Origin of the sequence: Kribbella sp. NPDC049227, from assembly GCF_043197265.1 — a bacterium.
Classification (GTDB): domain Bacteria; phylum Actinomycetota; class Actinomycetes; order Propionibacteriales; family Kribbellaceae; genus Kribbella.
This window is the reverse complement of record NZ_JBICST010000002.1, coordinates 384,258-402,709: the sequence shown is the minus strand read 5'-3', so window position 1 is coordinate 402,709 and position 18,452 is coordinate 384,258. Positions and strand designations below refer to the sequence as shown.

Annotated in this window: 21 protein-coding genes; 12 read left to right on the top strand and 9 right to left on the bottom strand. The window is 67.5% G+C overall.

The genetic code is table 11. The features are described 5' to 3' along the window. Position 1: 1 nt before the first annotated feature. Entirely contained in the window at positions 2-673 is a 672-nt protein-coding gene (locus tag ACGFH6_RS08690) for a hypothetical protein (RefSeq protein WP_393381772.1), read from the bottom strand. Positions 674-942: 269 nt separating this feature from the next. Between ACGFH6_RS08690 and ACGFH6_RS08685 the strand changes: the two genes are divergently transcribed. After that, on the top strand, positions 943-2,412 hold the full coding sequence (locus ACGFH6_RS08685) for an SDR family oxidoreductase (protein ID WP_393381770.1): 1,470 nt from the start codon (positions 943-945) through the stop codon (positions 2,410-2,412). A 25-nt stretch (positions 2,413-2,437) separates the two neighbouring features. On the opposite strand, the gene ACGFH6_RS08680 is transcribed toward ACGFH6_RS08685, so the two are convergent. After that, positions 2,438-2,686: a CDGSH iron-sulfur domain-containing protein gene (locus ACGFH6_RS08680; protein WP_393381768.1), complete on the bottom strand. Its 249-nt coding sequence runs from the start codon at positions 2,684-2,686 to the stop codon at positions 2,438-2,440. Between the two features lie 46 nt (positions 2,687-2,732). Here ACGFH6_RS08680 and ACGFH6_RS08675 point away from each other — a divergent pair, with 46 nt between their 5' ends. Continuing rightward, entirely contained in the window at positions 2,733-3,719 is a 987-nt protein-coding gene (locus ACGFH6_RS08675; RefSeq protein ID WP_393381767.1) for an iron-containing redox enzyme family protein, read from the top strand. 43 nt (positions 3,720-3,762) lie between these two features. On the opposite strand, the gene ACGFH6_RS08670 is transcribed toward ACGFH6_RS08675, so the two are convergent. From ACGFH6_RS08670 to ACGFH6_RS08660, 3 genes are all read right to left on the bottom strand, one after another. Next, positions 3,763-4,050, bottom strand: coding sequence for a hypothetical protein (locus ACGFH6_RS08670; protein ID WP_393381765.1), 288 nt, complete (start codon positions 4,048-4,050; stop codon positions 3,763-3,765). A 117-nt stretch (positions 4,051-4,167) separates the two neighbouring features. Next, entirely contained in the window at positions 4,168-4,878 is a 711-nt protein-coding gene (locus ACGFH6_RS08665; RefSeq protein WP_393381763.1) for a hypothetical protein, read from the bottom strand. Next, positions 4,862-5,419: an RNA polymerase sigma factor gene (locus ACGFH6_RS08660; RefSeq protein ID WP_393381761.1), complete on the bottom strand. Its 558-nt coding sequence runs from the start codon at positions 5,417-5,419 to the stop codon at positions 4,862-4,864. Before ACGFH6_RS08660 ends, ACGFH6_RS08665 begins: the two co-directional genes overlap by 17 nt. Before the next feature lie 104 nt (positions 5,420-5,523). On the opposite strand from ACGFH6_RS08660, the gene ACGFH6_RS08655 reads away from it, so the two are divergent. The 4 genes from ACGFH6_RS08655 to ACGFH6_RS08640 are packed head-to-tail and all read left to right on the top strand — an operon-like array spanning position 5,524 to position 7,966. After that, complete coding sequence (locus tag ACGFH6_RS08655) at positions 5,524-6,048, top strand: hypothetical protein (protein WP_393381759.1); 525 nt, start codon at positions 5,524-5,526, stop codon at positions 6,046-6,048. Positions 6,049-6,052: 4 nt separating this feature from the next. After that, complete coding sequence (locus tag ACGFH6_RS08650; RefSeq protein ID WP_393381757.1) at positions 6,053-6,781, top strand: cytochrome b/b6 domain-containing protein; 729 nt, start codon at positions 6,053-6,055, stop codon at positions 6,779-6,781. A 4-nt stretch (positions 6,782-6,785) separates the two neighbouring features. Then, positions 6,786-7,307 (top strand): sigma-70 family RNA polymerase sigma factor, encoded by a 522-nt coding sequence (locus ACGFH6_RS08645; protein WP_393381756.1) that lies wholly within the window; start codon positions 6,786-6,788, stop codon positions 7,305-7,307. Continuing rightward, positions 7,304-7,966 (top strand): anti-sigma factor family protein, encoded by a 663-nt coding sequence (locus ACGFH6_RS08640; RefSeq protein WP_393381755.1) that lies wholly within the window; start codon positions 7,304-7,306, stop codon positions 7,964-7,966. The genes ACGFH6_RS08645 and ACGFH6_RS08640 overlap by 4 nt, the downstream gene beginning before the upstream one ends. 7 nt (positions 7,967-7,973) lie before the next feature. On the opposite strand, the gene ACGFH6_RS08635 is transcribed toward ACGFH6_RS08640, so the two are convergent. The 4 genes from ACGFH6_RS08635 to ACGFH6_RS08620 all read right to left on the bottom strand — a co-directional run bounded on the left by ACGFH6_RS08635 (position 7,974) and on the right by ACGFH6_RS08620 (position 12,806). Beyond that, a complete protein-coding gene (locus ACGFH6_RS08635; protein ID WP_393381753.1) occupies positions 7,974-9,851 on the bottom strand; it encodes a copper resistance protein CopC in 1,878 nt (625 codons plus the stop codon). A 35-nt stretch (positions 9,852-9,886) separates the two neighbouring features. After that, complete coding sequence (locus ACGFH6_RS08630; RefSeq protein WP_393381751.1) at positions 9,887-10,594, bottom strand: anti-sigma factor family protein; 708 nt, start codon at positions 10,592-10,594, stop codon at positions 9,887-9,889. 252 nt (positions 10,595-10,846) lie between these two features. Continuing rightward, a complete protein-coding gene (locus ACGFH6_RS08625; protein WP_393381749.1) occupies positions 10,847-11,860 on the bottom strand; it encodes a questin oxidase family protein in 1,014 nt (337 codons plus the stop codon). A 70-nt stretch (positions 11,861-11,930) separates the two neighbouring features. Continuing rightward, entirely contained in the window at positions 11,931-12,806 is an 876-nt protein-coding gene (locus ACGFH6_RS08620) for an AraC family transcriptional regulator (protein WP_393381747.1), read from the bottom strand. A 103-nt stretch (positions 12,807-12,909) separates the two neighbouring features. Here ACGFH6_RS08620 and ACGFH6_RS08615 point away from each other — a divergent pair, with 103 nt between their 5' ends. From ACGFH6_RS08615 to ACGFH6_RS08590, 6 genes are read left to right on the top strand one after another with little or no spacing between them, the layout of a single operon-like run. Continuing rightward, the gene (locus ACGFH6_RS08615) at positions 12,910-13,683 is read left to right on the top strand and encodes a phytanoyl-CoA dioxygenase family protein (protein ID WP_393381745.1); all 774 of its coding nucleotides are present in this window, start codon (positions 12,910-12,912) and stop codon (positions 13,681-13,683) included. Further along, positions 13,677-14,258 (top strand): SGNH/GDSL hydrolase family protein, encoded by a 582-nt coding sequence (locus tag ACGFH6_RS08610; RefSeq protein WP_393381744.1) that lies wholly within the window; start codon positions 13,677-13,679, stop codon positions 14,256-14,258. The genes ACGFH6_RS08615 and ACGFH6_RS08610 overlap by 7 nt, the downstream gene beginning before the upstream one ends. Continuing rightward, positions 14,255-15,463: a hypothetical protein gene (locus tag ACGFH6_RS08605; protein ID WP_393381742.1), complete on the top strand. Its 1,209-nt coding sequence runs from the start codon at positions 14,255-14,257 to the stop codon at positions 15,461-15,463. Before ACGFH6_RS08610 ends, ACGFH6_RS08605 begins: the two co-directional genes overlap by 4 nt. 7 nt (positions 15,464-15,470) lie before the next feature. Continuing rightward, positions 15,471-16,715: an ABC transporter substrate-binding protein gene (locus ACGFH6_RS08600; protein ID WP_393381740.1), complete on the top strand. Its 1,245-nt coding sequence runs from the start codon at positions 15,471-15,473 to the stop codon at positions 16,713-16,715. A 4-nt stretch (positions 16,716-16,719) separates the two neighbouring features. Further along, positions 16,720-17,613 (top strand): carbohydrate ABC transporter permease, encoded by an 894-nt coding sequence (locus ACGFH6_RS08595; RefSeq protein WP_393381739.1) that lies wholly within the window; start codon positions 16,720-16,722, stop codon positions 17,611-17,613. Continuing rightward, the gene (locus tag ACGFH6_RS08590) at positions 17,610-18,443 is read left to right on the top strand and encodes a carbohydrate ABC transporter permease (RefSeq protein ID WP_393381737.1); all 834 of its coding nucleotides are present in this window, start codon (positions 17,610-17,612) and stop codon (positions 18,441-18,443) included. Before ACGFH6_RS08595 ends, ACGFH6_RS08590 begins: the two co-directional genes overlap by 4 nt. Positions 18,444-18,452: the final 9 nt, after the last annotated feature.

Here is an 18,452-nt window from a genome sequence, read left to right as displayed (position 1 = left end):
GTCACAGCCCCGGTCCCGGCGTGAACCTCGGGGTGCCCGGCGCGCCCGGATCCGCCGCGGGCGGCGGTGGGACCAGATAATCGTCAGCGACCGACTGCTCGGGGAAACCGTTGCTGCTGGTCGGCGAGCCGGTATCGACCGGCGTAACAGTGCGGTTCGGCGTGCTGGTGCCGCCTGATGCCAGGGCCCGCGTGAGACGGCCGGCGACAACCCCGGCAGCCGCGGCTACCAGCAGGAACGTGCCCGGCTTGCGTCGCGCGAACCCGCGGACCTCCTCCAGCAAGTCGCCAGGCTCTCGCTGCTGCAGGAAGTCCGCAGCCTGATCCGTGAAGTCGGCACCCTGCCTTGCCAACTGAGCACCCAGGCCGGACTGACCGTGCTCGGCCATCCCGCGCAGCTCGTCACTCAGCGAACGCAGTCCGCTGGCAGCCCGTTCCTTCTGCTGCCCGGCCTGTCCGACCAGCTCGTCCCGGGTCTGACTCGCCAGCCGCCGGGCCTGCTCACGGGCATCCGACGTCACGTCCGATGCCCTCTCCTTGACCGTTCCCGCGACCTGGCGCGCGGCCTCCGCCGATGTCTCCTTCAGCTGCCCGGCTTCGTCCCGGGCTGTCTCGGCCACACCTTCTGTGGGTGGACGGTCGGCGTCCATCCGATGATTCGTCGTCTGCGACATGTGACGGCTCCTTCCAGGAGCATTCGATGACCTCGTGAGTCAGCCCGCGTCGGACCCGCCGTACGACAATGACGGCAACACAGGGCTGTGAGGGTGGCCTGCCTAGGCCGAAGGGCGCAGCATCTCTGCCTCGCAACAAGGACTTACTGACATGGCACTCTGCCGTACCACCCCGAAACTGGCCGCCCGGTACCCGCCACCAAACCCGCAAACCAAGCAACTCGCCCGGCGGCTGTGCTGGATTCTTGCCAGTCGGGCACAGGTGAGGCATGAATCAGCACCTTGCCCTCGTCACCGGAGTCACGGGCTACATCGGTGGCCGTCTCGTGCCGGAGCTGCTCGAGGCCGGCTTCCGGGTCCGCGCGATGGCACGGAACCCACGCCGGCTCCGCGATCGGACCTGGTACGACGAGGTCGAGGTCGTGGAGGCGGACGCCGGGGACGCACGGCAGCTGCGGGCGGCGATGGACGGCGTGGACATCGCCTACTACCTGATCCACTCCCTCGGCACCGGCCGGCGGTTCGAGGCACGCGACCGGCATCACGCCTTGACGTTCGCGACGACTGCCAGGGAGGCCGGCGTATCCCGCATCGTCTACCTCGGCGGCCTCTACCCCGAAGGCGAGGAACTCTCGCCGCACCTGGACTCCCGGCGCGAGGTCGGCGAGATTCTGCTCGCATCCGGCGTACCCGTCACGGTGTTGCGCGCGGCCGTGATTCTCGGGTCCGGCTCGGCGTCGTTCGAGATGTTGCGGCACCTGACCGACCGCCTGCCGGTCATGGTCACTCCACGCTGGCTCAGCACCCGGATCCAGCCGATCGCCGTCCGCGACGTCCTGCACTACCTGGTCGGCAGCGCGTCGATGCCGGCGGACGTGAGCCGTGGGTTCGACATCGGCGGACCCGACGTCCTCACCTACCGCGACATGATGCAGCGCTACGCGGCGGTCGCCCACCTCAACCAGCGGCGCATCCTCCTGCTGCCGCTGCTCACGCCGTCGCTGTCAAGCCACTGGGTCGGTCTGGTCACCCCAGTGCCGAGCAGCATCGCCAGACCGCTGGTCGACAGCCTGGTTCACGAAGTCATCTGCAAGGAGAACGACATCGCGAGGTACGTCCCCGATCCGGGGACGGGACTGACCGGCTTCGATCAGGCGGTGTCGCTCGCGCTCAAGCGGGTCCGCGACCTGGACGTCACAACCACCTGGGCATCCGCGTCGACGCCCGGCGCGCCGAGCGATCCGTTGCCGAGTGACCCGGACTGGTCCGGCGGCTCCTTGTACGTCGACGAGCGCGAAAGCGTCGTACCTGCGAGCCCCGAACGGCTGTGGACGGTGATCGAAGGTATCGGCGGCGGCAACGGCTGGTACTCCTGGCGCCTCGGTTGGTGGGCGCGCGGCCTGCTGGACCGGCTGTTCGGTGGTCCGGGTCTGCGCCGCGGCCGGCGCAATCCCCGTGACCTTTCGGTGGGCGATCCGCTCGACTGGTGGCGCGTCGAAGAGATCGAGGACCACAAGCTCCTCCGTCTCCGCGCCGAGATGCGACTCCCCGGCCTCGCCTGGCTCGAGCTCGTCGTCGACCATGACGACGCGGGCAGCACCGTCTTCCGTCAACGCGCGCTGTTCCATCCCCACGGCCTACCCGGCCACTTGTACTGGTGGGCGATCAAGCCCTTCCACGGCCTCGTCTTCGGCGGCATGCAACGCAACATCGCCTCGGCCGCCACCGATGCGACCTAGGCAGTACCGCGGAGAGTTCCTCCGGCTAGTGAGTGCGCTTGCGGCTGAGGGCGTGAGTGCCGTCGCAGAGGGGCTTGATGGCCGAGCGGCCGCAACGGCACAGGGCGATAGTGGCACGCCCCGGGTCGATGGGCTCGCCGTCCTCGTCGCGGAGTTCGAAGGGGCCGCGGACGAGCAAGGGTCCGTCCGGGTAGGCGCGGATCGTCACGCGGTCAGCCTCGTCTGATTCGTTCAGGGTCACGGCTGTCAGGTACCCCGTACCAATCACCGGCATGGACCCGTGGTCTCGGGGTACCTAGGGCTTCTGTGAAGGAGGCACCATGCAACTCCCGCCGCACCGAGGTCCGTTGAGCCGCTGGCTGATCGCGTACTTGCGCGACACCACGTCGTCCCCTCATCCGCCGGTTGCTGTGGACAACGACCAGCCGTGGTCCGACGACGATCTCCAACTGACGTTGTGGTGCTGCTACGAGCTTCACTACCGCGGGTTCGACGAGGTCGATCCCGACGCGGAATGGGATCCAGCCGTCCTGGCACTGCGAGCAGAGCTCGAGGAACCGTGGTCAGCCTGGCTGCAACGTGCGTACCTGCCGTCGCCGGCGGATGGAGCGGTCAAGATCTCACAGCTGTTGCGGGATCTCGTGGACTCCGACGACGGACCGCCCTTGGCTGCCCACCTGCAGCGACGTGCGACGCTGGAACAATTCCGCGAGTTCGTCAGGAATCGGTCGGTCTACCAGCTGAAGGAGGCCGACCCGCACAGCTTCGGCATCCCGAGGCTGGACGGTGCGGCGAAGGCAGCGCTGGTCGAGATCCAGGCCGACGAGTACGGCGGCGGCCGGCCCGAACGCATGCACGCCGAACTGTTCCGGACCACGATGCGATGGCTCGACCTCGACGACACCTACGGGTACTACGTTCCCGACGTACCTGCTGTCACCCTGGCGCACTCCAACGTGATGTCCCTGTTCGCGATGCACCGCAGGTGGACCGGCGCACTCATCGGTCACCTCGCGGCTCTGGAAATGACCTCCACGCTCCCCAACCGGCGGTACGCGTCCGGCGCGACCCGACTCGGTGCGGATGCCGCGGCTGCGCAGTACTTCACTGAGCACGTCGAAGCCGACGCAGTCCACGAACAGATCGCCGCCCACGATCTCTGTGACACGTACGCCGCGCAACACCCGGAGCGCGCACCAGACATCGTCTTCGGCGCCGCCTGCTCCCTCGGCCTCGACAACCTGACAGCCGAGCACCTCCTAGCCTCCTGGGACATCGCAGCTCCGAGCCGACCCCGGTCCGCCTAGCAACCAGAGGTGGGAACGACGACGACATCCTCAGGCAGCCTGCTCACTTCCTGCTGAGCTCGGTGATGCTGAGACCTGACACAGTCGTCTGGTGAGGGATGAGCAGGTCGTCCTGCTCGATGGTGAAGGTGACGGTGAAGACCGGCGTTGACGACTCCGCTTCGTCGATCTCATCGATCACGCCAGGCGTGCCGACCGGGATCTTGCCCCGCCAGAATCCACCCAGCTCACCTGCCGCGGCTACCTCGTCGCCGGGCTGAAAGCCTGGATCACCTGTTCCGCGCGGCCGAACCGGACGCTCATCTCCCCCGGTCGACTCCGCCTCCGCCATCGCGTGCTCCCTCCCGACCAGTCACTGCCCAGCCCCAGGTACCCATCGACATACCATCCGGCCGGCCGGTCCGGCGCCCACGCGGAAAGCACCATCCAGAAGGTGAACCGGGTTCGCTCAGGTGGGGAGCGTTGCTGTGAGGCGGACTTGGTTGTTTTGGGTGAGTTGTATCTCGGCGACGTGTGCCACCGCGATGTCGAGCCGGTATCCGGTCGTGCCCGAGTGGTCTTTCACCTGGCACGCGCCGATCGAGCGCAGTGCGCCGTCGCGGTCGCGGATGCGGATCTCGTACCGGCCGTCCGTCGGTGCGGACGAGATGCTGACGAGCAGCCAGGACGGGCTTCCCTGGTAGAGGAAGACCGTGCCGGACTGCTCGCCGGCCGGGGAGGTCAGCCGCGCAGCCTTCAGGTAGCGGCCGTTGGCGATCGACAAGGTCTGCCGGTACTGGTCGGCCAGAGCACGGTCCGTTTCGCCCTGCTGATAGACGACTGTGGCGCTTCCTCCGGAGACGAGCAGCAGGGCGGCCGCCATTCCTCCGGCGGCGAGCATCATCCGGCGCGAGTACGGGCGGCGCCGACCGGCTTTCCGCGATCCCGCCATGCCCAGTCGCTCCAGTACGGCGCTCTCGAACCCCGGCGGTGGCTCCGTCGGCGGCACGAGCATCAGCAAACCGTCAGCGACCTTCGCCAACTCATCCAGCGCGGCCCGGCACGCCGGACAACCGCTGACCTGGGCGAGCGCCCACGCGCGTTCGTGCCCCGAGGCCGCGCCCGTGGCCAGTTCGGCGAGCAGCGACCGCATCGCCGGGCAGTCATGCGGACTTGTCATCGCTCACCTCGAAATCGTCACGCAGCCGGGCGAGGCCGAGCCGGATCCTGGTCTTGGCGGTGCCCAGCGGCACCCGTTCGCGCTCGGCGATCTCTCTGGCGCTGAAGCCGTAGATCGAGGCGAGCACCACGGCCGCGGCCTGCTCTCGCGGGAGCCGCCGGAGTGCGGCTCTTACCTGGTCGGTGTCTGCGATCTGTTCGATCTGTCGGTCGTCCGACGCCTCACTGGTCGTCAGCACCGCCAGCAGAACATCTGGGTCGTACGGCTGGTCGCGACGCAGCCGCACTGTGTCGATCGCCGCGTTGCGCGCGATGGTCAACAGCCACGTCAGGACGCCACCTCGCCGAGCGTCATAGCCGCCCGCGAACCTCCACGCCCGGACGAACGCCTCCTGGGCCACATCGTCCGCGGTCGCCGATCCACCCACGATCGCCACTGCCAGGCCGTACACGCGGGACTGGTAGCGCCGTACGAAAGCTGTTGCCGCCTGCGGATCTCCAGCCGCCATGCCGGCGAGTAGCGCCTCGTCGCTCACTTCCATAGCGGGTATTACGCGCCGGAACCCCCGATTGGCTCTCTCGACGAGAGATCCGTTCGGCTCGCTCGGACCGTAGTACCGCAAGACGCCATTCGAGGGAGCTGAGAATGATCGACACCAAGACACCTTTCAGCGGTCGGCGGCACCACCGCATCCGCGCCGTGGCGGCAGCGGCCGCGCTGCTCGCGCCGGCGGTGCTGGTCGCGTGCGGGAGCGAGGCCGAGTCGGCGGGTGCGGGCGGGATGTCGCTCTCGATCGCCGAGCCGGCAAAGGACGCCACGGTCAGCCTGCCGTTCAAGGTGAAGGTCGACGCGGGGGTGCCGTTGGGACCGACCGAGTCCGGCAAGCACCACGTCCACCTGTGGCTCGACAACCATGCGAACGACTATCTGGTCGTGGAGTCGGACACCGCGGAGATCACCAGCGGGCAGAAGGCAACCTTGTCCGGCAAGCCGTTGGGGGTCTCCCCCGGCAAGCACACGATCCACGTCTCGCTCCGCAACGCCAACCACTCGGCAGCAGGCGTGGACACGGAGATCGCAGTGAATGTCGGAACCGGAGCTGGGGCCGCACCGACGACCGCCGTACCCTCGGAGCCCGAAACCAGCTCCGAGGACCCGTACGACTACTGACGCCATGGCGATCACGAAGCGCCGGGTGCCGACGGTCGAGCGCTACACCCGACGGATCCGCTGGTACCACGCGGCCATCTACATCACTGTGCTCACCCTGCTGGGCACTGGTTGGTGGCTGCTGACTGGTCGCGAGGGTCAACCAAGCCTGGCCGCCCGGCTCACCGGCGTCTCCGACATCACCTTGCACACCTACGCGGGCTGGATACTCACCGGGCTCGCGGCCATGGCAGTCACCGTCGGTGCACGCGCCGCGCGGACCTTCGTGGTGGAGTCGGTGCGGGTCGACAAGGGCGATCTCCGCTGGTTCATCCGCTGGCCTGTCGCCGTGGTCACCGGCCGGTTCTCCCACCACCGTGGCCACTTCGATCCAGGACAGCGCGTGGCCAACCTCGTGCTGGTCATCTTGCTCGCTGCCCTGGTCGGCAGCGGCGTAGGGCTCACGATGGTGGTCGGTGGCCCGGGGTTCGTCTGGTTGCAACGCGTACACCGCTGGGCCACCTACCTGATCACCCCGGTACTCGCCGGCCATATCCTGATCGCCGCGGGTCTGTTGCCCGGTTACCGCGGTGTCGCCCGCGCCATGCACCTTGGCGGGCGGCTTCGGGTCGATACGGCTCGGCGGGTGTGGCCGGACTGGCTCGACCGGCGGCTCGCCGAGGACGACGAGCAGCCGTCGCACGCGGTGACGACAGCCCGGACTGAACCGTCCGACGACGAGCCGCGTATTTAGGCGTGTGTCGACGGATGGTGGATCCGGGAGCGAAGCGGACCTCGAGGTGCTGTACGACCGGTATCGCAGGCCGCTCCTGGGCTATGTCCTGCAGTCCGTGAGCGGAGATCGTCAGTACGCCGAAGACGTCGTCCAGGAGACCATGATGCGCGCCTGGCGGAACTCGCCTGCCCTTGACCCGGATCGAGCAGGTCCTTGGCTGTTCACCGTGGCGCGGAACCTCGTCATCTCCGGGCACCGCCGGCGCGCGGCGCGCCCGGCCGAGGTACCCATCGCCGAGAGGGAGTTCGTGTCGGCAGACGACGACATCGACCGGGTCCTGCAGGCCTGGCAGGTCGCAGAGGTCCTGAGGGGACTCAGCCGGGACCATCGCCAGGTGATCGTCGAACTCTTCTACCGCCGGCGGACCGTGTCAGAGACTGCCGAGCACCTCGGTATTCCGATCGGGACCGTCAAATCGCGAAGCTTCTATGCGCTGCAGGCGCTGCGAGCGGCTCTCGAGGAGCGAGGAGTGACCGGCTCATGACTTGCCCGCAAGCCGACACGATCGGCGTCTATGTTCTCGGGGCACTCGATGCCGACGAACGCGTCGAGCTGGAGCGGCACATCCGGGACTGCCCGAGCTGCCAGGAAGCAGTCCAGCAGTTCGCCCATGTGCCAGGAGTGCTGCAGACTCTCACGCTGGAAGATGTCCTGGCGTTGCGACTCGACGAAGACCCTGATCCGAACGTCGACCGGCAACCAGCATCCATCAGGCGTCGGCGGCATACGCCGAAGCGGGCACTTCTCGCGGCGGCCGCTGCCGTGGTCCTGCTGGTCAGCGGCGGACTGATCGGTCGTCAGATCTCCGACGCTCCGGCATCTCCCCCACAAGCCGGGGGCGGTATCACCTGGTCTGCGACAGATGGCGTCGGCGGGATAGACTCGCGGGTGCAGCTCAGCAGCCGCACCTGGGGAACAGACATTCAGATACACCTGGACGACCTTGCTCCGGGCCGGCGATGCATGCTCGTAGTGCACACCAGCACCGGGCAGTCGGAGGTCACCGGCTGGTGGACGACAACCAACACCCCCGAGGCAGATGTCCCTGCCAGTTCGTCGTTCGCCCTCTCGGACATCACTCGCGTTGACGTCGTCACAGCTGACAACGCTGTGCTTGCGTCTCTGACCGCCACGACACGATGAGAATGCCCTAGCGGCGGTAGGTGAAGGTCCGATTCGCTAGATGGTTCGCGTCTGCCAGAGTCTCGCGGACAATCCGGTACGACGCGTCCACCTCGAGCTCGACATGGATGCCTTCAGCAGGCAGGCCGAAGGTGAGCAGGCGGTGCCCATCCGGCCGGGGCTCGACGACCACGTCGGGATCTGGTGGACCGGCGTACGGGTCGCTGTCGATGAACTCGGGTCCATCGATGGTCACCGACTGCGCCGCCGGCGTCGGCGCGGTGGTATCGCTGGTGATCGACTCGACGACCCGGAAGTCGTGCTGCGCGAGCATGGCCGTGCGCACGCGCGGCAGGGCATCCCGAGAGATGTGCGGCGCCCACCGAATCGGGAAGCTGACTATGCCGCCGTGCCACCCAGTCGCACCGACGCGCAGTTCGATGTGCTCGAGCCCCGCGGTCCACGCCACCGGGCCGACGAAGCATCCACGACCACACGGCCGGAGTACGACGGTCTCGTCCCGGCCTCCGAGCTTCGCGGTCAGGTCGAACGCAGGCGGCCTGGTGTCGTTCGTAGCGGTATCGCCGGCCGGCGTATGCAGCCGCACTTCCAGTTGGTTCTCGCTGGCTGCGACACCGACGGCGATCTGCCCGGCCAGGCCACCCAGCCGGATCACCGGCCCGACGGCCGGCGTCGGATAGCCCAGGTCCGCCGTGGCCGGAGCCGGGGATGGCAAGGACACGAGTACGGCGCTCGCGGCCAGGACCACCAGCAGAACCACGGCCTCGGCTCTTACCGGCCGGGTGAAGGACGAGCCAGTTGCCGAAAGCAACCGTCGCCGAGCGACCCAGGCCAGCACCGCGACAACCACCACCAGGGCAACCTTTGCGAGCAGCGTCCGACCGTACGCCGTACCGCTCAGCGCCCCAGGACTCGGCACCAACATGAGCGCGCCGATCACGCCGGAGACTAAGACAAGAAGGAAGAGCGCGACGGCGAGCCGCGAGTACACCGCGAAGGCTCGCCGGATCGGGACACCACCCCTGTTGGCTCTGGCTACCCGGAGGAGGTGGAACAGCGCCCCCAGCCAGACGCTGAGAGCGACCAGGTGGACAGCGATCACCAAAGCACCGGAGACGCCGCGTTGACTCCCCAAGTGGTTGCGCAAGGCCTCGACCAGGATCACCACCACAGTCATCGTCGCAACCATCCACCAACGCATGAGATGAGCGAGCGCTGCCAGCGATACGAGACCGGCGACCCCGACAGCAAGGAGAAGCCCGGCCCGGCCAAAACCAGCGGTCGCGACCACGACGTACACGAGCTGCGAGACTGTCGCCAGAGATCCGACGGCCGCCGAGGGCCGCACAAGCGATCGCGGACGGGTTGCCGCCGGTACGGCGCGGTGGACGAGCCGCTCACCGACAATGCCACCCAGCAGGCCGACCAGACTGAGGAAGAACAGCCAACGCAGCAAGGCGATCACCGGGAATCCCGTCGAACTGCCGCTCTCCGCTCCACTCAGCTCGACCGCTGCTGCGACAGCGAAGTCGAAGTCGGCAGCAACCACATCGCCGTCCTGCGCGGTGACCTCCCAACGGACCACGTACCTTCCCGCAGGCATCGCCTCGAGGGTGTTGACGACGACTCGGCGTCCGCCCTGTTCGAGGGCCACCTCGGAGGTGGCGACAGCGTGCCCGCGGTTGTCCTCGACCCGTACGCCGTGCGGAGCGACGCTGACAGGTTCATCGAACACCATCGTGATCGCGGAGGGCCTGGACGCGACCGAGTAGCCCGCTGCAGGCGTCGTACTCAGCAGCGTGGGGTGCGCACTTGCCTGCGGCGCAGTGATGAACAGCACGACCGGCACCAGGCACGCGACCAGACCCCACCGCCGCCTGCTCAACGGCCTGATCCGACGAATGACATAGAGCATCCTGTCTATCGGGTGGTGCTGGTCAGAGTGGCCAGGACGGTCTCGTCGGACCGGATGACGTCGAGACGGTCGATCTGCGAGAGCGGAATCGACGTACTGCCCGGAATCATGAGGCGCGACTGGTAGTTGGTCGACCACCAGCCCGCTGTCTCAGCAGCACCAGTCCGCCGGTGCACAACCAAGCGACAGGTCAGCTCCGGTGGGAGATCGTCCATCCACACCCGGATGTCGGTGCCCCAGGCTTGATCAGCGAGACGTGCGACCGTGTCGATTCCGCCGGCCGCATCCGTTGACGTCCAGGTCACCACCCCCGGTGTCGGCTGGTGAGTCAGGAGCTCAGCGCTCGCCAAGCCGCCGGTCGCCAGAACCAGCACCATGATCATCGCCAACGGCAGCATCCGCGACCGGCTCAGGCGATGCACAGTCGCGGACCAGCCGGAAGCGTAGACAGTCGTGGCCTCGGGCAACGGTCCTGCCGCGTCGATTTCCGGGACGAGGTCAGGTCGAGGCTCAGGTAGGTGATCGGGTGCGGAGTCCCTCGGGGCGACGTCATCCAGCGTGAGTCTGTGCATGAGCCCGGGCAGGTGAGCCACCTCGATCAGTTCCTGGCGGCAAACCTCGCAACCGATCAGGTGCCGTTCCATCTCGACCTGCTCCGGCGGGTCCAGCGCACCCAGCAGATACGCCCCGACCGACCGCGTCTCCGGACACATCACGGGACGGTCATCCCGTGTTCTCCCACCGCGGACCGCAAGGCATCCAGCGCAGGCAACGCCTGCACAGCTCGTTGCGCCTCCGGCCCTTCCGTCACATGTGGCTAGTACGCCGCCGACGGCCGCTCGGTTCATCTAGACGAATCGACCGGCTCAGGACCGAGCACCTCCTGAAAGAACTGAACGGTCGCCTCGGCCTCGGTGGTGCGGGTGCCGACCCAAGCCAGCTTCTTGATCAGCATGCGCTCCCCGTCAGGCGATCAGACGGATCGCGTGCAGGCCGGCGTCCAGCGCACCTGGAGCCTCGGCGAAGTCGATGGCGGTGTCGACGAACTTGATCGCGTGTTCATCGCCACCGGCGACCGCCTGGGACATGACATCTTCCGGATCCAGTAGGTGATGTTCCGAGGCTGGACGCGGTTCCGAAGGTGAATACGCCGCAGTCACCGCCGCGGTGGCTGCCCAGGCCGCTTCGAGACTTGGCTGCCAAAGCCTCTGCGGTAACTCCGGGAGCGTTCTCAGAACCGCGTTCGGTGCAGTGGACGCGTGCACGAGCATGACTGGGCTGCCATGCCCGTGCGTCCCATAGCGCAGTACCGACGCCTGCACGATCGAGGCGAGCCGATCCCGGATGTCTCCCGTGCCCGGCACAGCACCCGAGGCCTCGCTCCAGCGATCGGTCACGGCGAGTTGCGCGAGTCGGTGGCGAATGCCGAAGCGTTGATCCGCTACCCGCGGCACCGAATCAAGCGCGGACCGCGGATCGTTCGCGCCGTACGGCCCCTCGCCGGCAGGCGCCAGCGGCTGCCAGCGTGCAGCCCAGTACGCCAGACCGTGAGCCAGCTCGACAACCCTTGGGGGTGTCTCCTCATCCGCCAAGGCACGCACAGCATGGCCGACCCGAATCACACCGTGGGTAGCGCCGGCGGCGATCCCGGGCAGCAACCGTGGCCACCATCTGGCCAGCACTTCACGCCAGTCCGCCTCCCTGACTTCGTCCTCGAAGAAGTTCAACCAGTCGCCGGTTCTCAGTGGGTCGCCGAGTGGATCCCTCCATGCGTCCTGCTGGATCCGATCCAGTCCGCGCGGCCGCGATTCGAGCTTGTCCTCGTACTCGTCGAGCCATCGATGCACCACGGCTCCCCGGCCCCGTCGAGTCAACGCTTCAACAGCCATCGGCGCATGGTTCGACAGCCATCCGTCACGCTCGGGGCCGGTGTCACGCAACCTGTCGTACGCTTCGTCCAAGTAGTCGTCCGTATCCACGCCGACCACCCTCATACTTAAAGCAACCTTCAAGTCAACCGTCTTCTTGCGCCGGCAACATTGCTCCACCTCAGCGAGTGTCTGAGGCTGTTGTTTGGCGGCCGTTGCCGGGTGGGCGCAGTCCTGAGACGGTCGAGACCATCCGGTAGTGACGCGGCGTCGCCTTGAAGCGCTCGTTGAACAGTCGGTAGAAGTGGCTGAGCGAGGGGAAGCCACAGTCGACCGCCACGGCGGCGATCGGGCGATCCGTCATCCGCAGCAGCGCCGCCGCCCGGTTCAGCCGGACCTGGTTGATCATCGCTGTCGCCGTCTGCCCGGTGGCTGCCTGGATGACGCGATTGACGTGCTCCCGGCTGCGACCGGCGAGCCCGGCCAGTCCGGTGACGCCCTCGTTCAGGGCGACCGGGTCGTCGGCGAAACGGCTGAGCGCCTCGGTCAGCCACAGCGGCAGGCCGTCCTCAGCCGGGCGGCCGATCAGGTCGCACAGCAACTCGAGCAGGAACCGTTCCAGCTGTAACCGACCGGCGGGGCCGGAGACCAGGACGGACGACAGCTCGGTGAGGCGCTGCAGCCGGACGCTGTCGAGCCGGTGTGTCGACGGCAGGCCGCCTGCCGACCACGGCCAGTCCGCCGGGTCGAAGTACCTGGCCTCGAGCGCTCTGAGCGTCTCGCTCGGGAACGACACCGCCACCTGCGCGAACGAGCGGCCGGGCACGGGCCGGAACAGATGAACGTCGTCGGGCCGGATGAACACCACGTCGCCCGCCTCGAGCAGTCGGCGCGTGCCGCCCACCACATGCTGGAGCACGCCGTACTCGATCCAGGTCAGCTCCGCGAAGTCGTCGTGCGTGTGCAGCCGGCCGACGAACCGGACGGCCTCCGTACGGCGGCCGACGTAGTACGTCTCGCCGGCCGCGACGTAGTCCTCCAGGTGCAGCAGCGTCACATCAGTATCACTGGAGAGCAATTTTTGGTCCTTCGCGAGGAAGAAGCGTCACCGCCGAGCATATAGCGTCGATCACGGGAACCAGCGGCGGAAGGAGACAGCGATGCGGACAGTGACCCGGGAGGCCACCCGGCAGTACGCCGCCAATGGCTACGCGGTCTTCCGCGACGTGATCGATCCGGGCGTCGTCGAGGCGGCCAACGCGCACGTCGACTGGTTGCTCGCCCGGCACCCCGAGCTCACCCCGGAGCAGCTGGGACACCGGCTCGCCCGCGACGACCCCTTCTGGATCCGGCTCGTCTCCGACCACCGCCTGCTCGACGTCGCGCAGCAGTTCGTCGGCCCGGACATCGCCTTGTTCGCCACGCACTACCTGTGCAAGCCGCCGAAGCGCGGCAAGGGCGTCGAGTGGCACCAGGACGGAGCGTTCTGGCCCCTCGAGCCGATGAACGTCGTGACGCTCTGGCTCGCCCTCACCGACTCCGATCCGGACAACGGGTGCCTGCGCGTCCTGCCGGGATCGCACCGCTGGGAGCTGGAGCAGATGAAGCAGTCCGATCCCGGCAGCGTGCTCCGCCACCGGATCGACGCCGACATCGACGAGAGCTCAGCGGTGGACCTGGTGATGCACGCCGGAGACGTCGAGGTTCACCACCCGAACATCGTGCACAGCTCGACGCCGAACCGGTCGGACCGGTGGCGCAGAGCGCTGACCATCCGCTACATCCCGACCAGCACACGGATCACGAGGCCGGACGAGGCGTCGCCGTTCCACCTGCGCGGCGAGTGCGTGCCCGGCCTCAACACCTACCTCGAGCCGCCTCCCTTTCGTTCCGGCGAGCATTTCCCGACCGGCGAGGCAGGCCGCGGGTGCTGACTGCCTACGGTCACTCCTGGGTCTTCGGGACCGGCGCACGGCGGCACAGCGAGGGGTTCGTGCAACTGGCCGCGCGACAGCTCGGACTCCGACTGGACAACCAGGCCGAGAGCGGGAGCCTGAGCACAGAGACGGCCCGGCTCGTCGTCGCCCGGCCACCCGGACGCGCCGACGCCTACGTGCTGATGACCGGTTTCAACGACGCGCGGCTGCACGGTGCAGCGCCGGCCGGCCGGCGTCAGTACGAGGAATCGCTGGAGACCGTGTTGCACGCCCTGCACAAGGCGGACCCGCGGGCGGTGACACTGGCGATCGAGCAGCCCCACATCCAGGACTACTCGGGTCATCCGCCGTACGACCAGGCGACGGACGCAATCGTCGACGAGTACAACGCCACCCTGCGGACCACCGTCGCGCGCTTCCCCTCGGCGCGCGCGGTGGTCGTCGACGGCTGGGACGCCACGACCATGCTGGCCGACGACCACGTCCATCCGAACGATCGCGGACACACCGTCCTGGCGCGGTCACTGGTCCGGGCGATGACTGCCGCGGTGCGAAAGGACGATGCCCGATGACAGGCCAGGATCTCGACCTGCAAGTCCGGCGGCTGCTGGAGAGCCACTGGGACGACGCCCGCGGGTACTGCGTCCCCAACCCCACGACGTACCCTCATCTGTGGCTGTGGGATTCCTGCTTCCACGCGATCATCTGGGCCTACCTCGGTGACGATCGCGCGCGTCGTGAGCTCGACGCCACGCTGGCCGGCCAACTGCCCAGCGGGCTCGTCCCGCACATGAGGTACGGCGGCCGGCGGCCCGACTCGTGGTTGGGTCCACTCGAGAACACCTCGTCACTCACGCAGCCGCCGATGTTCGGCCACGCGGCCAACGTCCTTGCCCGGCAGGGCTTCCAGCCGTCGAAGGAGACGCTGGACCGCGCCAGACACGGACTCGACTGGCTGTGGCGCACCCGGCGTACCGATGACGGCCTGATCTACGTGGTCCACCCCTGGGAAGCCGGCAACGACCACAGCCCTCGGTGGGACGACCACGGTGCCCCTGGGCGGACGCCGGACAACTACAGCCGCCCGGCCCGCACCGCCTGGAACAAGGAACGGGTCCGCGACATCACCTTCGGCGACGACGGCAGCGCTCAGTGGTCCTCGACCTTCGTCGTGTGCCCGGCCGCTTTCAATGCGTACGTCGCCTTCAACCTGGCCGAACTGGCGGACCTGCTCGGCGACCAGGAACTGGCCGACAGGGCCACCCTGCTGAGCGAGACGATCGACAACCTCCTGTGGGATGAGGAGGAGCAGCTGTGGGCCGATCTTCCGATCGTGGGAGGCGGCGCCTCCGCCAGGGTGCCGACCAGCGACGGTGTGATGCCTGCCCTGGTCACCCGGGATGGCGCCAAGGCTCTCGCATCGCTGCGCCAGCTTGACGATCCCGACCGGTTCGGCGCACCGTACGGTCCGGCGAACGTTGCCCGCACCCATCCGTCGTACGACCCGCGGACGTATTGGCGTGGACCCGCCTGGCCTCCGCTGAACTACCTGTTCTGGCTGGCGGCGCAGCGGTGGGAGCTGAACGGCGCCGCGCACACACTCGCGACCCGCGCGATCGGCGGTGCGTTGCACAGCGGGTGGGCCGAGTACTGGAACCCCGAGAACGGAACCGGCCTCGGCGCCGCGCCACAGACCTGGACCGGACTCGTGATCGCCCAGCGCGACCCTGCCATGCTTGCCCAAGGCATCGGTCGCGTGTCCCCCACGAAGGAGTGACCCAACGATGAGAGCGCGAACGTTCATGGCGGGGCTGGCGACCGTGGTCGCCACGGCCCTGGTCGCCACCGCCTGCGGCGGCAAGTCGGACACCGGTGGCGCCACCACCGGCGAGCTCGGCTTCGCCCACAACAAGCCCTGGAACTTCGACGCCTTCTCCAAGGTCTCGAAGCAGGACATCGACATCAGCCTGAAGAGCACGCAGTACTCCGGGGATCCGTACCGGGCCTTCATCCGGCAGTCCTTCCGGACCAAGGAGAGCCCAGGGCTGTTCACCTGGGAGGTCAGCACGGCGCTCGACGAGCTCGCGGAGCAGGGGGTCATCGCGGAGACGACCGACCTGTGGACGGAGGCCGTCGACAAGGGTTACGTGACCGACGCGGTGCGTCAGCTGTACACGGTGAACGGCAAGCAGTACTGCACGCCGATCAGCGTCGACGACTGGGTGATGTTCTACAACAAGTCGGTGTTCAAGAAGTACGACCTCAAGGTCCCGACGACCTGGGACCAGCTGATGCAGGTCGCGGCGACCCTCAAGCAGCACGGGGTGACGCCGTTCTGGAACCAGACCAAGAACTTCTCGTTCGTGTGGTTCCAGACCCTGCTGGCCGGGACCGACCTGCAGCTGTACAACGACCTGTCGACCGGCAAGGCGAAGTACACCGACCCGCGGGTGGTCGCGGTGATGAACAGCTGGCTCGACCTGCAGAAGAAGGGGTACTTCAACGACCCCGGCCAGACCGACTTCGCCCGCGACCTGATGCGTGAGGGCAAGATCGCGATGGCGCCCGAGGGCACCTGGTTCACTGCCGACGCGGCCCTGGCCGGCATGACGATGGGCAAGGACGTCGACATGTTCGTCATCCCGGCGGTCAAGCCCGGTGCGTCCACGCCGATCGCGATCGAGACCGCACCGGTCTGCGTCGGCGGGAGCTCGAAGCAGAAGGCCCTGGGACTGAAGTTCTCCCAGTGGTGGATGTCGCCGCAGGGTCAGCAGCCGTGGGTGAAGCAGCAGGGCAACATGCCGTTCACCCCGGACGCCGAAGCGCCGACGCCGCAGATGACGACCCTGAAGTCGACGCTTGCCGCAGGCAAGTACGAGTACTACAACCGGTACTTCGAGGCGACGCCGGTACCGATCCGGACGGTCGCGCTGGAGCAGTTCAGTGCGTTCCTGACCAACCGCGGCGACCCGATGCAGTACCTGCAGGCGATCCAGGCCGCGGCCGACGAGTACTGGGCCGGGCGATAGCGGCGTGGCACGGTCCGCGACGTCGTACCAGGGCCAGGCTCGGGGCTTCCTCCTCCCGAGCCTTGCCCTGGTGCTGCTGGTCTTCTATCTACCGGTCCTCTACACGTTCTATCTGAGCTTCACGAAGTACAACGGACTCGGTACGCCGGAGTTCGTCGGCTTCCACAACTTCGCCGAGATGTTCTCGGACTCCGCGTTCCTGGGCGCGGTCAGGAACACGGCGATCTGGGTCGTCGGCACACTCGTCCTCCCGGTCGGACTCGGCCTGCTCGTTGCAGTCCTGGCGTACGGGTTCCGGGGCAGTGGCTGGTTTCGCCTGCCGTTCCTCGTCCCCTACGCGCTGTCCGGTGTGGCCGTCGGCGTCATCTGGAGCTTCATGCTGGGGTCGGGCGGTGCGCTCACCCAGGCCCTGCAGTTCCTGAACCTGCCGGGCACCGAGCTTCGCTGGCTTCAGGACTCGCCGCTGAACACGATCGTCATGGTGATCGCCGCGGCCTGGCAAGGCGTCGGCGTCAACGCGCTCCTGTTCACGGTCGGCCTGCAGTCGATCCCGAAGGAGCCGCTGGAGGCGGCCAGGCTCGACGGCGCGACCGGGTGGCGGCTGTTCAGCCACATCACGTGGCCGCTGCTCCGGCCGTCCACGACGGTGGTCGTGGGCCTGTCGATCGTCAACGGCCTGAAGACGTTCGACATCGTCCAGGCGATGACCCAGGGCGGACCGGCGCGCTCGTCCGAAACGCTGGCCCTGACCATGTACCGCGACACCTTCGTGAACAGCGACTACGGCCTGGGCTCTGCGGTGGCGATCTTCCTCAGCATCGTGACCGTCGGCGCCTCCGTCATCTATCTGCGCAGGCAACTCAGCCTGAGCAGCAGCAGCGTCGGAGGTGGCAAGTGACGCCTTCACGCACTGGAATCATCATCCGCGTAACAGTCCTGTCGCTGCTGGGCGCCCTGTGGCTCGTGCCGGTGTACCTGCTGCTGGCCAACGCCGGCAAGACGGTCCAGAACTACTCCGGTTCCACGTTGTGGCAACCCGGCTCACTGGGAAACCTGTGGCACAACCTCAGCCAGGTGGCCACGGGCACCGACATCCCTCGCGCGCTGGCGAACACGGCGATCTACAGTGTGGTGGCGCCGGCGATCGCCGTCATCCTGGGAGCGACCGTCGGCTTCGCCGTGATCGTTCTCAAGCTACGGCACGGGTTCCTGTGGTTCTTCGTCATCTACTGCGGGTCGGTGTTCCCGCTGCAGATGCTGGTGATCCCGTTGTTCGACAGCTACTCCCGGCTCGGCCTGTACGACTCCCTGACGGGAATGGTGCTGATCTACTCGATCGTCTGCCTGCCGTTCTCGGCGTTCGTGATGCGCAACTTCTTCGCCGGCATCGCCGAATCCGTCTTCGAGGCCGCGGTCGTCGACGGGGCGAAGACCGTGCGGATCTTCACCAGGATCTACCTGCCGATGTCTTCCAGTGCGCTGGCCGTCGTCTTCATCCTGCAGGCGACCTGGGTGTGGAACGACCTTCTGCTCGGCCTCATCCTGACCCAGAGCGACACCACCCGCCCGGTCATGCCGGTGCTCACCGGGTTGCAGTCCACCGAAGGTGGCGGCGCCAGCTACACCGTGGTGCTGGCGGCGGCGATCCTGGTCTCGTTGCCGACGGCATTGTTGTTCCTGGTGTCGCAGCGTTACTTTGCCAAGGGCCTGGCGCTCGGCCAGTACTGATGGGAGTTT